The organism is Flavobacterium rhizophilum, assembly GCF_046000485.1.
Lineage (GTDB): Bacteria > Bacteroidota > Bacteroidia > Flavobacteriales > Flavobacteriaceae > Flavobacterium > Flavobacterium rhizophilum.
On record NZ_JBELQB010000007.1, the window covers coordinates 75,770 to 88,998 of the forward strand.

The following is a 13,229-nucleotide window of genomic DNA, read 5'->3' on the forward strand; positions in this document are numbered from 1 at the left end:
GTTACAGGTACTGGCTTACTCCCTGCTCACAACGCACTATTTTATTAGCAATAGTTTCCTGTTGAATCCTGTCGTTAGTTTCAAAGTTATCCCTTGAGTTTATTTTGTGATGTATATGGAAAACAATGCCCGCATAGCGCAGTCGTTTTGCCATAACTCCGTTATTACCCATTCGTATAACCAAATCAGAGTCTTCCCTGCCCCAACCCTCAAAAGCTTCGTTGTAGCCGTTTACCGCTATAAAATCACTTTTCCAGTACGACACGTTACATCCCCTGAATTTATCTGAATACTCTTTATGAGGTTTATACATTCCTGCTAAAAAAGGAATATGCAGGCTGCGTGTTTTGTTTTTTATCAGTTTTGAAGAAAACCCGAATGAAGTAACCTTATCCTCAAGCACCTGTGTTACTCCGCTTTCCAGTATATTAACCCTGGCACCATAAAGGTACATCCCTTTACGAGCCGCTTTTATATGATCTTCTACAAAATTGCGATGTAAAATACAGTCTCCGTCAACCTGAATAATATAGCCAGACGTGCTTCCTGCAACAGCTTTATTAAGTATTTTGGATTTCCTGAAGCCGTCGTCTTCCTGCCAAAAGTGTTTTACAGGTACGTTTATTTGAGCAGCAAAACTGTCTATCAGTTTTTTGGTTTCGTTTTTAGAGCCGTCATCAGCAATCAGAATTTCATCGGGAAGTACCGTTTGTTCCTTAATACTTTTAAAAACTACCTCCAGTGCCTGTGGCCAGTTGTAAGTAGAAAGTAGTAATGCGGCAGAAAACTTTTCCATTAGCTGTTAAAATACTTTTCGTAATAAGGCTTATAGCCCGGTTTTTTAATTTTAGAATGTTTAAACCACTGCCCAAAATTCCTGAAAAAAAGTTTCATTTTCGGAATTTGCAGGTTAGGGTCATTCGCCACCAGTTTTTTTAAATCTGTTAGGGATTTGGAAGGCAGATACCCCAGCTCTTTCCATATTCCCGGTTCAAGATAAAAAACATCCTTAATGGTATGGTAATTATCTTTATTGGCCATTTTCCATTTATCCAAAAAAGTCATGTTCACCTCATGCATATGTCCCCAGTTAGCCAGTTTAAGTTCCAGTTCCTCTTCAGTTCTGGCAAGGCCTTCATGCAGGATAAAAGTATCGTGATACACTATTCTTTCTTTAGTATTCTTGGCGTTCTTATAGTTAGGGTAGTTAGTAGCTAAAAGCAGCTTTGTAGGCTTATTAACGTATAGCAAACCATCGTCAAGGTATTTGTATACATTAATATGGAAGCCGGCAAACTGTATAGGGTTCTTTTCCGGTTTTTTAAGGTAGCAGTCGTATTTCCTAAGATGTTTTACAAAACGTTCAAAGTCTATAAAATACTCATCACTATCTACCTGTATTAACCAGTTACCTATACCCATTTTAAGGCCTAGCATGTGCCTTTCACGGGTATCGTTTTGTATAGCATTAAGTTCCGGAATATAAAAATTGTCCTTATAATACTCTATTTTATTATCGACATCAAATTCCTTAACCCATTCAAAAAATGAAGGATCCACCTCAAAAGTATTACCAGACCAGGTTCTCAACTTTTCATCCATTGCTATAAAAATCCTGTCTGCCCCCTTATATACAGGAGGAATAGCCAGTTTAAGCTTCTCATAGTCATAGGACAAAAGGAACCCAACGTGAATCTTCTTCATAATAACGTACTTTTAACTTGCCTACAAATGTTAAAGTGGGCAAAAATACCAAAATAATAATGGAATCATAATTTGTTTCAAATTATTATTTTTTAAACAATTCCGTCGTTAAAAATAATATTTTTGCAATAATTTATGAGTTATAAGCCTTTCTCTTAAAATCTATTCAAATGAAAATATGCCTTATCAGCTTTGACCACTGGGAATACGACCAACATATAATAAAAGCCCTTAAAGACAAAAACATAGAGGCACACCATATTAATACCGGGAAATTTAAGTACAAATACCCTACCCCCTTACATAGAATAACAAACAGTCTCAGCAAAACACTCCTTAAAAGGAATATTAAAAAGATAAAGCAACACCAATATATTTTAGACGAACTAAAAAAACTTGGGCCACAGGACAAAATACTGGTTATAAACCCAGAGCTTATACCTGTTGCTATACACAGGCAGATAAAAGCACATACCAAACAATACATAGCCTACCTGTATGACAGTTCTAAACGCTACCCTATAGACCATTTGCTGGATAATATTTTTGATAAGATATTCTCTTTTGACAGAGATGATGTTGCCCAATATGGTTTTTCGCCAATAAGCAACTACATCTATATGGATAAAAAACCGTTACAGCAACCAAACGAAGCTACTTACGGAGCATTTATGATACTGTCAATAGATGAACGATTACAGGCGCTTAACGCCATAGCAAACAGCCTGGATAGTATAAACATTAATTACAACTTTATGCTGATAGGTAAACATAAACCTGCCGACTTAAATCCAAACATAAACCATCAAAGGGATATTATAAAACTGGACAAGCTTGACCAGTATATGAATGATGCAAGGGTTTTTGTAGATATTGTAAGGCTTAACCAAACCGGTCTCAGCTTTAGGGTATTTGATTCCCTGTGCTACCAAAAGAAACTGATAACAACAAACAAAACCATTAAGGACTATGATTTTTACAATCCGAATAACATACTGATTGTAGATGCAGACAATCCTGTAATTGAGGCTTCCTTTTTTGAAACGCCATATGAACCATTAGACGAAAACATATACTATAAATATACTATAGACAACTGGGTCAACACTGTATTTTTTGATAAAGGTGACACTATATAAATGGAAAAGAAACTATTATTTTTAAGCAACGGACGCTACGACCTTTACAAAGTTTTTGAAGAGGGATTCAAAAAATATTCGGGTTGTGAGGTAACCACCGTTTTATATAAAAACTATAAGTACAAAAACACCTGGGAAAAGGTTCAGAATTTCCTGTTCAAAATATTCCTGAACAAAAACCTTAAAAAAATTAAGGCTAGCGAACAGAACCTTTACGGACTTGAAGAGCATTATGATTATTTGGTAATGATTTCTGCCGAACTGGTGCTACCTCAGCACATTAAAAAACTGACCCAAAAAGCCAGTCACAGTGTGGCTTACTACTGGGATTCGTTTGACCATATTCCGGCAGCACACACTATACAATATTTTGATGAGGCATTTACTTTTGAGCCAAAAGACGCCAAAGATTACAACATTAACCTTATCACCAACTTTTACTTCCACGAAGAAAGGGTAACCGATTATGATTATGACCTGTTCTTCCTCGCATCATACGATTCAAGATATTCGCTTATTGCTACAATAGCCACAGTACTGGAAGCCCAAAACCAAAAAGTGGTAATAAAACAGTATGCCGAAACATTACCCGATGTTACTGATGCGCCTAAATCGGTTGAATTTATAGATAAACATATCTCTTTTAACGAAACAAAAGAGCTTATGAGAAAGTCCCGTATAATATTGGATATCCATAAGGATATACAACGCGGGTTATCCTTTAGGGTGTATGAAGCTATGGGACTTGGTAAAAAACTGATTACCACCAATCCTGATATAAAGGGTTATGATTTTTACAACCCAAATAATATTTTTATCTGGACTCCGGAGACAAAATCAATCCCTGCAGAGTTTTTAAATACACCTTACGAAGAGCTTCCGGAGCATATCTATAAAAAATACAGTCAGGAAAACTGGGTTAAAACACTACTGAATATTAAGGATTAATAGTATTTTTATACAAAATTCAATCAATGATAAAATTCCTCGACATACAAAAAATCAACCTGCAACACCAACAGGAAATAGAGGAACGACTGCTAAAAACCTTTAGGAGCGGATGGTACCTGCTTGGCGAAGAGGTAAAAGCCTTCGAGAAACAACTATGTGAATACATAGGCAGTAATCATACCATTGGTGTGGCAAACGGACTGGATGCACTGCGCCTTATATTCAAAGCCTATATTGAGCTTGGGATCATGAAACCGGGAGACGAAGTCATAGTACCGGCAAACACCTATATAGCATCTGTACTCAGTATTACCGATAACGGACTGGTTCCTGTGTTTGTAGAGCCGGATATCTACACCTATAACATTGATTTCTCATTAATAGAGGAAAAGATAACCAAAAAAACCAAAGCCATAATGACCGTACACCTATATGGTCAAACGGCTTTTAGTGATTTGCTAATAAAATTAGCAACAAAATACAACCTTAAGATAGTGGAAGACAATGCCCAGTCTATAGGATCCGACCTCAACGGAGTGAAAACCGGAAACCTTGGCGATGCCGCAGGCTTTAGCTTCTATCCGGGTAAAAACCTTGGGGCATTAGGCGATGCCGGTGCCGTTACCACAAACAACAGTGAACTGGCACAAGCTATACGCACACTGGCCAATTATGGTTCGCAGCAAAAATATGTAAATCAATATCAAGGGCTTAATTCAAGGCTAGACGAAATACAGGCTGCCGTACTTTCGGTTAAGTTAAAGTACCTTGATGGCGAAAACCAGATACGCAGGGAAATTGCACAGCGTTATATAGACTCGGTTAATAATCCCGAAATTATACTGCCTGAAACAGGAAATGTTACCATAAAAAGCAGGCATGTATGGCATCTGTTCGTAATCAGGACAAAAAACAGGGACAGGCTTCAGCAATATCTTTTAGATAACGGTATACAAACACTTATACACTACCCTACTCCACCTTACAAACAGGAAGCTTACAAGGAATACAATCACCTGTCGTTCCCTATTACAGAACAAATACACAACGAAGTACTGAGCCTGCCTATAAGCCCGGTACTTACAAACGAAGAGATACAACACATTATAGATACATTAAACAGTTATACAAGTTAGCCATGAGCACAGAAAATGTAAATGAAGAGGTACACAATGCCTATGAGGTAATTAAGAACGGAGGCATAATACTTTACCCTACTGATACAGTATGGGGAATAGGCTGTGATGCTACAAACGAAGAGGCTATTAAAAAAATATATGCCCTTAAACAGCGTGAGGAAACTAAAAGCATGATTGTTTTAATGAACGGCGACCGTATGCTTTACAATGTTTTTAACCAAGTACCAGAGGTAGCATGGCAAATACTGGATGTGACAGACAAGCCCACTACCCTAATACTTGATAACCCGCGTAATGTGGCAAAAAACATTGTAGCACCCGATAATACTTTAGGCATGCGACTGGTTAAAGAACCCTTTTGCTACAAGCTTATGGAAAGGATGAAAAGGCCTTTGGTATCCACTTCGGCTAACATAAGCGGAATGCCTACCCCTAATTCTTTTAAAGAAATAGACCATCATATTTTGGACGGAGTAGACTATATCGTAAATTTGCACCACGATAAAGTTGCCGCCAAGCCTTCAACAATCATTAAGCTTGGCAATGATTTACAGGTAAAAGTGATACGACCTTAAATGGAAAACAAAACTTCATATAAAGAAGCTCTGGATAACAGGATATTTGAAATCATTTCTCAGGCCGCAGCACAGCTTAATTTAGAAAGCTACGTGATAGGCGGTTATGTAAGGGATTTTCTTTTAAAACGAAACTTTAAGAAAGATATAGATATCGTTGCTGTGGGCAGCGGTATAGAACTGGCACAACAGGTTTCTGCACTGTTGCCAAACAAGCCAAAAGTACAGGTATTTAAAAACTATGGTACTGCCATGCTACGCTATGAAGAGAGCAAAGGCGAGTTTATAGACATTGAGTTTGTAGGTGCCCGTAGGGAATCTTACCGTAGTGAAAGCCGTAACCCGTTTGTGGAAAGCGGTACGCTGGAAGACGACCAAAACCGTAGGGATTTCACCATCAATGCACTGGCACTTTCGCTTAATAAAGATAATTATGGCGAACTGGTAGATCCGTTTAATGGGGTGAGTGATTTGCACAAAGGCATTATCCGTACACCATTAAATCCGGATATTACCTATTCAGACGATCCGCTTAGAATGATGCGTGCCATCCGTTTTGCCACTCAGCTTAACTTTACCATTGAGGAAGAGTCGCTAAAGGCAATTACTAAAAATAAGGAGCGTATTAAAATAATTTCGGGCGAACGTATTGTAGACGAGCTGAATAAAATACTCCTGTCTAAAACACCATCCATCGGTTTTATACTAATGGAAAAAACAGGACTGCTGGATATAATAATCCCCGAACTTACTGCACTTAAAGGTGTAGAGGAAGTGGAAGGACAAACCCATAAGGATAATTTTTACCACACACTGGAAGTAGTAGACAACATTGTACCAAATACTGAAGATGTATGGCTGAGATGGGCTGCATTATTACATGATATAGGAAAAGCACCTACCAAAAAATTCAGTAAAAAGCACGGATGGACATTCCACGGGCATGAGTTTTTAGGAGGAAAAATGGTAAAAAAACTGTTTGAAAGACTGCACATGCCACTTAACCATAAAATGAAATATGTGGCAAAAATGGTTATGCTTAGCTCCCGCCCTATTGTACTGGCTCAGGATATAGTAACTGATTCAGCCGTACGCAGACTGATATTTGATGCAGGTGAAGATGTAGATGATTTAATGACACTATGCTCTGCAGATATCACGACCAAGAATCCGCAAAAATTCAAAAAGTACCATAATAACTTCAATATTGTACGCCAAAAGATTGTTGAAGTTGAGGAAAGAGATCATGTCCGTAATTTCCAGCCGCCAATATCGGGTGAGGAAATCATGGAGATATTCAACCTGAAGCCATCACGCGAAATAGGCGTACTTAAAGAAGCTATTAAAGAAGCTATACTGGAGGGGGAAATTCCTAACGAGTATCAGGCTGCTCATGATTTCATGATGACCAAAGCAAAAAAAATGGGACTTATTACCAAATAATATTAAACCTGTAGGGACTCCCCCCGCAGGTTTTGTTTATATACCTGTACAGTTATATGGTAAATTATGACATAAATCATATTCAGCACAGGGCAACCAAATGTAAATTTGCAGCACAAACGTGACTTAGTATTTAAACCATGAAAATAAATTTTATAAAATCGGCAAGAATAGCCTTAATACTGGTTTATCTGGTAATTGTGGCAGGGGCTTTAGTACGTATGACAGGTTCGGGTATGGGATGCCCTGACTGGCCTAAATGCTTTGGCTATTACATCCCTCCTACCGACGTTACCGAACTTACCTGGAGCCCTGAACATGAGTTTAAAAAAGGACAGGTTATCATTAAGGATGAAAAGCTTTGGGTTGCTAAAGAAACCTTTACTACTACCCACAGTTATAATGAAGGTAACTGGAAAGCCTACACCAAACACGATTATGCAGAGTTTAATCCTGTACATACCTGGGTAGAATATGGTAACCGTCTGGTTGGTGCTCTTGCGGGGATTGCCGTTTTCATAATGGCTTTATTGTCGTTCACCACGCATAAAAAAATCATTATTACCCTATCATGGATAACCGTTTTCTGTATGGGCTTTCAGGCATGGCTTGGTGCTACAGTAGTATATTCGGTACTTAATCCTATAAAAATTACAGTCCATATGGTTATGGCTCTAGTTATTGTAGGCATCATTCTGTACATTATACACAAGGCTAAAGAAACCACAGCCGATTTTAAACATGACAAACTGTTTAAAAACCTGCTTGTTGCTGCCATACTACTAACTTTAATACAGGTAGTACTGGGTACACAGGTACGCCAGTTTGTAGATGAGCAGGTAAAATTACTGGGCTACGATAATATGAACATGATACTTAACAGCCCTGAGGTAACCTTTTACATCCACAGAACGTTCTCGTTTGTAGTATTTGGTATAAACCTATGGCTGTACCTACGCAACAAAAAACTGGGACTTGGGTACAGCAAAGTAAACTGGGTAATTACATTACTATTAGTCGAAATAGCTTCGGGTATTGCCATGTATTACCTAGACTTCCCGTTTGGCTCACAAACCATACACCTTGTAACAGCCTCTTTACTGTTTGGTATACAGTATTACATTTGGCTGGAAACTACCCGTAGCAGGGCATTACAAACGGGATAATTTTCACATTGTTTTAAGGCAGGGTTAAAGTTGTACTAAACCTCTGGCATTATACATTATATGTTGGTACCTTTATGTAAATAAAAATCAACATAAAATAAAAAAGCTATGCCAAACAAAGAAGAAATCCAGGGAAACTGGAGCGAGTTTAAAGGTAAACTCAAACAAAAATATGCCCAACTTACAGATGACGATTTGATGTATGAAGAGGGCAAAGAAGATGAAATGTGGGGAAAACTAGAAAAGAAGCTGGGTAAGGCAAAAAAAGAAATATTATCCGTTTTTGAGTAAACTCAATTCTTTTTAAGCAAAATACTACATTTCGAAGCTGTTCTGTAAACAGGTAATGGTTTGCAGAACAGTTTTTTTTTATGCAGTTACCCCAACCACTCCCTAAAGTCGTTAACACGCTCCCTACTCACAATAACCTCATCGCCATCATAAGTATTAAGTACCAGTTTTAAACGGGAATTGGTATACATTACAATATCCTTAATCGCATTTACTGATATGATAAACTTACGGCTCACACGGTAAAATTTAGCCGGATCCAGTTCACCTTCAAGCAACTCAAGGGTACCGTCCAGTAAATAATCCCTATTATCGTTAGTATGCAGGTAAGTACCTTTATTTTCACTGTAAAAGCACTCTACATCTTCAATATTAATCATTTTGAGGCGTTGCCCCATTTTAATGGTAAAACGTTTCTTATAGCTTTTATCCAGTGGGTTTACCAACATGCGTTTTATCTGGTCAAAATCAAAAGAGAAACTATCTTTTGCGGGTATGCGTTCGCGGTATTTGTTTACAGCAATTTCAAGATCATCTTCATCAATAGGCTTTAACAGATAATCGATACTGTTGAGCTTAAAGGCACGCAGGGCATACTCATCATAAGCTGTAGTAAATATAATCGCACTATTAACCGGTACAGCATCAAATATCTCAAACGAAAGTCCGTCAGAAAGCTGAATATCCAGAAATATCAAATCAGGATGTTCATTATTCTTAAACCATTCTATAGCCTCCTCTACCGAGTGTAACATAGTATTGGCCTCAAGGTTTAGTTTTACCAGTTTGCGTTGCAGGAGTCTTGCCGCAGGCTTTTCGTCTTCTATAATTAAAACATTCATTGGTTGGCGTTTATTTGTGTTTGGTTATTGTATTGTTATTCCCAGCGGTTTTCGCTTTTTCGTTTTTTATTTTGCTCCAGTATTTCGTTAATCTTACGTTCTTCCCAGTCGCTCCCGAAAAAAACATTCCTCCCGAAAACACTTACTCCGTGTAAAAGTAAACCTATTCCCCATGGTATTGCTGTTGAGAATGTATGCCATTCCCAAAAACTCTGTCCGGGGTCCATATTAATATAATGCATAACTAATATAAATGCATTAATACACATGTATACTACAAGGTGCCTGTAAAATCCTTTTATTGATTTCACTCTTTTTCTGGCACGCTCAACTCTTAGATTCTCCTGAAATGAATTTTCCATACTTAAGTATTAGATTTTCTTTTTGGTTTTAGACAGTATCTTTTTAATCATTCTCTCCTCCCATCCTTTTGGCAGCAAATAGTTACTCCAAAACAGTATGATAACATGAGCTAAAACAGCCAAACCTCCTAAACCTGCAGTTATGAAAAAGGTTCGTTCCCAAAATATATCGGCTATATTAAAATCCAGGCTCCAGGTTATCAGTAAAACTATATTAAGCCCTACATAAGCAAACAGGTGGGTATAAAAATTACGTATACATTCTATCCTGTTGTGAGCCCTTTCCAGTGGTGTAGTTGTTTTCATGATTATTCGTATCTGGTTCGTTCCTGTCTTTCCTTATCCATGAGCTCCCTCATTTTGCGTTCTTCCCAACCACGTCCTAAAAACGGATTGTATCCAAAAACTTCCATAGCATGAAACCCTAATCCAAGTCCCCACCCTATTAGTGAGAAAAAGAACCATAAAAACTGTGGTGAAAAGGTTAGGTTGATAAAAATTATTAACGGCATTATTACTAAGTAGCAGGTTAGGTGATAATAAAACCCGCGAAGTTCTTTAACTTTCTTTCTGGCTTTTCTGTACAAAAGCCTTTCTTCTTCTGATTTGTTGTAAAAATTGTCCATAATTACTCTTTTTTACCGGATTGCTCCTTTTTCATTATTTCCTTCATTTTCTTTTTTTCCCATCTCTTTCCTAAAAAAGGATAGAACCCAAACACCTTCATGGCATTTAAAAACACTCCACCCCCCCAACTGACTGTTATAATCAAAAACCAGTACAGTAATGGCTTAAAAGTAAGATCAAGCAGTATAAGCATTGCAAAAACACTTATAAGGTAACAGATAAGATGAATGTAAAAAGCCCTTAAATCCCTTACTTTCTTTCGGGTCTTTTTATATAAAACACTATCCTCGTCAAACTCATTGTAATACTTCATACCTACTGCCATTTATTGGATTTTTCCTTCTCTATAAATTCCCTGATTTTTCGCTCTTCCCAGTCCCTGCCTAAAAAAGGCATAAAGTTAAATACGTTCAATCCGTGGATAATAACTCCCAGTCCCCAGCCAAACAAAGGGAATAAAAACCAGTAAAACTGTGGTGAGGTTATATAATTTAATATACCCAGCCCCGGCACTACAACCAGGTAAGACATCAGGTTTCCGTAAAATCCTTTTATATCCTCTACCCTTTTCTGGGCTTTGTAGTAATCATTCTCTTCTTCACTATACGCTATACTATCCATAATTTCTATCTGTTTGGTTAAAATAGGCAGGTAAACGGTAAAGTGTTCTGTGGTTTGCTCAATCTCTACCTTTCTGCTGGTTAAAATGGCATAGCGGCTTACTATGTTTTCAAGCCCTACACCTTTCCTGTCCTGCAACACCTCTTTTTTCTGAAGATTATTCTCTACCACAAGGCTACCGTTTTTCTCATAAATACGAATATGTAAGGGCTTTTGCGGACTCACAATATTATGCTTTATAGAATTTTCCAGTAATAACTGAAGTGATAGCGGTACCACCTTCCCTTCGGGGTTAGCCAGTTCTGTTGGCGGTTCATAAAAAAGGCTGTTCTCAAACCTCATTTTAAGAAGATTCATGTAGGTTTTGGCAAATGCCAGTTCCTCCTGTATGCTTACCAGTTCCTTATCCCTTTGCTCCAGCACATAACGGTACACCTTTGACAATGATGTGGTAAAACGCTGTGCGTTATCGGGGTTTTCCTCTATTAGCGAACTCAACACATTAAGGCTATTGAAAAGGAAGTGCGGATCAATTTGGTTTTTTAAAGTCTCAAACTTGGCCGATGCCGTACCTGCAATTATCTTTTCCTTTTTAACCCTGTTTTCCTGATACCTTTTGTAAAAATGAAAAGCATGTATTAAAAGTGTAACGATAAGGGTAATACCCAGAGCAAAATAGTAATTAGATAACCTTTCATTCTCAAAAAACCGGCTAAAAGACCTTCCTTCTATTACTACATCTTCAAAAATCCTGAGCAGAAACACAAAGAAGCCACTAACAGCAAACGATATCAGTATCCCTACAGCTACACGTTTTACGGATGTTTTTCCTTTACCAAACACCCTATCCAGCCCTATGAAAACCGAAACGTTTACCATATAGAGTACCACACTGTAAAGCATGGTATATGAAAAGGCCGTAAACAGTGCTTCACCGGTAGCAAATCCGCTGCCTAAAATAGTATTTAGCACATACAGTATCACAAAAACAAGTGCCCCCAGTGATATGGCCTTTAAAAGCTCTCTAATTATTAATCTCATTTTTCTTTGCTATAATACGTTCATCAAGTACACCTCTATACACTTTAAGCAGTTGGTATACCGTCATTATACCCCCAAAATATGAATATAAAAACCATCCATCGCAACGCATCGGTTGTCCTAACGATTGCATGATTATATTCCTGCAGTAACTTTAACACTTTTTCCTGACTATCTATGTCTGCTACCGTGTCAGGATAGCCAAAAGTACTTAGGCTTGGTGTTGAAGGGAGTGTAAATAAGAGAACGGCTAATACCACTCCTATCATAACAAGCATTGTTTGTAACGTTTTAACGCTATCCCTTAAAGCATTACCCGTTTTATGTTTTACAATCCTTACATACAATATACCTGCTATAAAAAAGGGTAATATTATCCACATTAAATTTATGTCATCCAAGCCTACAGCTTCCATCTTATTCTCTTTATCTGTTAATTATTTCTTCTCGCTATTGCACTTTGCCAGTGTAGCCTGCGCCCTGTCCAGTCCCCACTGTGGGTAAAATGCCAACTCGGACTTAAAGTTATTAAAAAGCTCAATAGAACGTTCTACCTCGGCACACATAGGCGTGGTATCCTGCCCGAAAAAGGCTGCCCCACCCATATCAAACTCCGCCGAACAAAATACTACCCTCGGGTTTTCGGGCGCTAAGGTTTTTGCTTTTGTATAAAGTTGTTTTACAACCGGCGAAAGCTTCATCCCGTTTGTCATTGGGTCAAATGCTATCCAGGCGGTGTGTATCATGGCCTGCATTACCAGTAACTCTGCATTATCGGGCGAAATTAAATCAGCCTTATCATATGCCTCCTGTGCTTTGGTTAAAAGTGCATTTACCTGCTCTTTATCTTTTGTTTGGAATGCTGTTGTGGTATTAACAAGTGCCACATAGTAGTTAGGTAGCCAGTTGTCTTTTTCGGCGGCGGCTATTCTTTCAAATAATGCCGATGCTTCTGCATTTTTACCTTCACTCCAAAGACCGAAAGCTTTTTGCATTCCTGTTTCATATTGTGACTGTCCGCAAACGGTGTGACACACAAATAAAATTATAATTGTTATTGCTCTAATCATGACTGTTGGTTTTTTAATTAATAATTGTTTGATTTTGATGAGACAAATATCATAACAAAAACACACCTGTTAAAAAGTGTTTTACCCAATTGTAGAATAAAAGGGATGAATTGTTATTTTCATTAATTTTACCATTATACTGTATGATTCTTTTTTACTGTTATTGGACTAAAGATACAAAATATCTCTGCCGTACATGGTAGAGATATAAATGATGCCTATTGTATTAAAGCAGATGAAGAACTGTATTTCAATAAA

At 37.7% G+C, this 13,229-nt stretch carries 17 protein-coding genes; 7 read left to right on the forward strand and 10 right to left on the reverse strand.

Features of this window, described 5'->3' with window-relative positions; translation table 11 throughout:
• Position 1: 1 nt before the first annotated feature.
• Both ABS768_RS10460 and ABS768_RS10465 read right to left on the reverse strand, forming a co-directional pair.
• The gene (locus ABS768_RS10460; RefSeq protein WP_408074922.1) at positions 2-796 is read right to left on the reverse strand and encodes a glycosyltransferase family 2 protein; all 795 of its coding nucleotides are present in this window, start codon (positions 794-796) and stop codon (positions 2-4) included.
• Positions 796-1,704 carry a hypothetical protein gene (locus tag ABS768_RS10465; RefSeq protein ID WP_408074923.1) on the reverse strand — a complete coding sequence of 303 codons (909 nt, stop codon included), beginning with the start codon at positions 1,702-1,704 and terminating at the stop codon, positions 796-798. Before ABS768_RS10465 ends, ABS768_RS10460 begins: the two co-directional genes overlap by 1 nt.
• 170 nt (positions 1,705-1,874) lie before the next feature.
• Here ABS768_RS10465 and ABS768_RS10470 point away from each other — a divergent pair, with 170 nt between their 5' ends.
• The 7 genes from ABS768_RS10470 to ABS768_RS10500 all read left to right on the forward strand — a co-directional run bounded on the left by ABS768_RS10470 (position 1,875) and on the right by ABS768_RS10500 (position 8,408).
• Entirely contained in the window at positions 1,875-2,843 is a 969-nt protein-coding gene (locus ABS768_RS10470; protein WP_408074924.1) for a hypothetical protein, read from the forward strand.
• Positions 2,844-3,791: a hypothetical protein gene (locus ABS768_RS10475; RefSeq protein WP_408074925.1), complete on the forward strand. Its 948-nt coding sequence runs from the start codon at positions 2,844-2,846 to the stop codon at positions 3,789-3,791.
• Positions 3,792-3,817: 26 nt separating this feature from the next.
• Positions 3,818-4,930, forward strand: a complete 1,113-nt coding sequence (locus ABS768_RS10480) for a DegT/DnrJ/EryC1/StrS family aminotransferase (protein WP_408074926.1) — start codon at positions 3,818-3,820, stop codon at positions 4,928-4,930.
• 2 nt (positions 4,931-4,932) lie between these two features.
• Positions 4,933-5,508, forward strand: a complete 576-nt coding sequence (locus tag ABS768_RS10485) for an L-threonylcarbamoyladenylate synthase (protein WP_408074927.1) — start codon at positions 4,933-4,935, stop codon at positions 5,506-5,508.
• On the forward strand, positions 5,509-6,951 hold the full coding sequence (locus ABS768_RS10490; protein ID WP_408074928.1) for a CCA tRNA nucleotidyltransferase: 1,443 nt from the start codon (positions 5,509-5,511) through the stop codon (positions 6,949-6,951).
• Between the two features lie 140 nt (positions 6,952-7,091).
• Positions 7,092-8,117 (forward strand): COX15/CtaA family protein, encoded by a 1,026-nt coding sequence (locus ABS768_RS10495; RefSeq protein ID WP_408074929.1) that lies wholly within the window; start codon positions 7,092-7,094, stop codon positions 8,115-8,117.
• Between the two features lie 108 nt (positions 8,118-8,225).
• Positions 8,226-8,408, forward strand: coding sequence for a CsbD family protein (locus ABS768_RS10500; protein WP_408074930.1), 183 nt, complete (start codon positions 8,226-8,228; stop codon positions 8,406-8,408).
• Positions 8,409-8,494: 86 nt separating this feature from the next.
• Here the strand turns inward: ABS768_RS10500 and ABS768_RS10505 are convergent, their stop codons facing one another.
• From ABS768_RS10505 to ABS768_RS10540, 8 genes are read right to left on the reverse strand one after another with little or no spacing between them, the layout of a single operon-like run.
• The gene (locus ABS768_RS10505) at positions 8,495-9,250 is read right to left on the reverse strand and encodes a LytR/AlgR family response regulator transcription factor (protein ID WP_408074931.1); all 756 of its coding nucleotides are present in this window, start codon (positions 9,248-9,250) and stop codon (positions 8,495-8,497) included.
• Positions 9,251-9,285: 35 nt separating this feature from the next.
• A complete protein-coding gene (locus tag ABS768_RS10510; protein WP_408074932.1) occupies positions 9,286-9,612 on the reverse strand; it encodes a 2TM domain-containing protein in 327 nt (108 codons plus the stop codon).
• A 9-nt stretch (positions 9,613-9,621) separates the two neighbouring features.
• On the reverse strand, positions 9,622-9,918 hold the full coding sequence (locus tag ABS768_RS10515; RefSeq protein WP_408074933.1) for a 2TM domain-containing protein: 297 nt from the start codon (positions 9,916-9,918) through the stop codon (positions 9,622-9,624).
• Between the two features lie 2 nt (positions 9,919-9,920).
• Entirely contained in the window at positions 9,921-10,238 is a 318-nt protein-coding gene (locus ABS768_RS10520) for a 2TM domain-containing protein (protein ID WP_330442879.1), read from the reverse strand.
• A gap of 2 nt (positions 10,239-10,240) precedes the next feature.
• Positions 10,241-10,564, reverse strand: a complete 324-nt coding sequence (locus ABS768_RS10525; protein ID WP_408074934.1) for a 2TM domain-containing protein — start codon at positions 10,562-10,564, stop codon at positions 10,241-10,243.
• On the reverse strand, positions 10,555-11,901 hold the full coding sequence (locus tag ABS768_RS10530) for a 2TM domain-containing protein (RefSeq protein WP_408074935.1): 1,347 nt from the start codon (positions 11,899-11,901) through the stop codon (positions 10,555-10,557). Before ABS768_RS10530 ends, ABS768_RS10525 begins: the two co-directional genes overlap by 10 nt.
• A gap of 44 nt (positions 11,902-11,945) precedes the next feature.
• Positions 11,946-12,317, reverse strand: a complete 372-nt coding sequence (locus ABS768_RS10535; RefSeq protein WP_408074936.1) for a hypothetical protein — start codon at positions 12,315-12,317, stop codon at positions 11,946-11,948.
• A 21-nt stretch (positions 12,318-12,338) separates the two neighbouring features.
• Positions 12,339-12,971, reverse strand: a complete 633-nt coding sequence (locus tag ABS768_RS10540) for a tetratricopeptide repeat protein (protein ID WP_408074937.1) — start codon at positions 12,969-12,971, stop codon at positions 12,339-12,341.
• Positions 12,972-13,229 lie beyond the last annotated feature (258 nt).

Excerpts from the sequence above, each read along its gene's own strand:
- ABS768_RS10505 (WP_408074931.1), bottom strand. The coding sequence starts at position 9,250 with ATGAATGTTTTAATTATAGAAGACGAAAAGCCTGCGGCAAGACTCCTG.
- ABS768_RS10470 (WP_408074924.1), top strand. The coding sequence starts at position 1,875 with ATGAAAATATGCCTTATCAGCTTTGACCACTGGGAATACGACCAACAT.
- ABS768_RS10515 (WP_408074933.1), bottom strand. The coding sequence starts at position 9,918 with ATGAAAACAACTACACCACTGGAAAGGGCTCACAACAGGATAGAATGT.
- ABS768_RS10465 (WP_408074923.1), bottom strand. The coding sequence starts at position 1,704 with ATGAAGAAGATTCACGTTGGGTTCCTTTTGTCCTATGACTATGAGAAG.
- ABS768_RS10495 (WP_408074929.1), top strand. The coding sequence starts at position 7,092 with ATGAAAATAAATTTTATAAAATCGGCAAGAATAGCCTTAATACTGGTT.
- ABS768_RS10485 (WP_408074927.1), top strand. The coding sequence starts at position 4,933 with ATGAGCACAGAAAATGTAAATGAAGAGGTACACAATGCCTATGAGGTA.
- ABS768_RS10530 (WP_408074935.1), bottom strand. The coding sequence starts at position 11,901 with ATGAGATTAATAATTAGAGAGCTTTTAAAGGCCATATCACTGGGGGCA.
- ABS768_RS10540 (WP_408074937.1), bottom strand. The coding sequence starts at position 12,971 with ATGATTAGAGCAATAACAATTATAATTTTATTTGTGTGTCACACCGTT.
- ABS768_RS10460 (WP_408074922.1), bottom strand. The coding sequence starts at position 796 with ATGGAAAAGTTTTCTGCCGCATTACTACTTTCTACTTACAACTGGCCA.
- ABS768_RS10510 (WP_408074932.1), bottom strand. The coding sequence starts at position 9,612 with ATGGAAAATTCATTTCAGGAGAATCTAAGAGTTGAGCGTGCCAGAAAA.
- ABS768_RS10535 (WP_408074936.1), bottom strand. The coding sequence starts at position 12,317 with ATGGAAGCTGTAGGCTTGGATGACATAAATTTAATGTGGATAATATTA.
- ABS768_RS10490 (WP_408074928.1), top strand. The coding sequence starts at position 5,509 with ATGGAAAACAAAACTTCATATAAAGAAGCTCTGGATAACAGGATATTT.
- ABS768_RS10500 (WP_408074930.1), top strand. The coding sequence starts at position 8,226 with ATGCCAAACAAAGAAGAAATCCAGGGAAACTGGAGCGAGTTTAAAGGT.
- ABS768_RS10520 (WP_330442879.1), bottom strand. The coding sequence starts at position 10,238 with ATGGACAATTTTTACAACAAATCAGAAGAAGAAAGGCTTTTGTACAGA.
- ABS768_RS10525 (WP_408074934.1), bottom strand. The coding sequence starts at position 10,564 with ATGGCAGTAGGTATGAAGTATTACAATGAGTTTGACGAGGATAGTGTT.
- ABS768_RS10475 (WP_408074925.1), top strand. The coding sequence starts at position 2,844 with ATGGAAAAGAAACTATTATTTTTAAGCAACGGACGCTACGACCTTTAC.
- ABS768_RS10480 (WP_408074926.1), top strand. The coding sequence starts at position 3,818 with ATGATAAAATTCCTCGACATACAAAAAATCAACCTGCAACACCAACAG.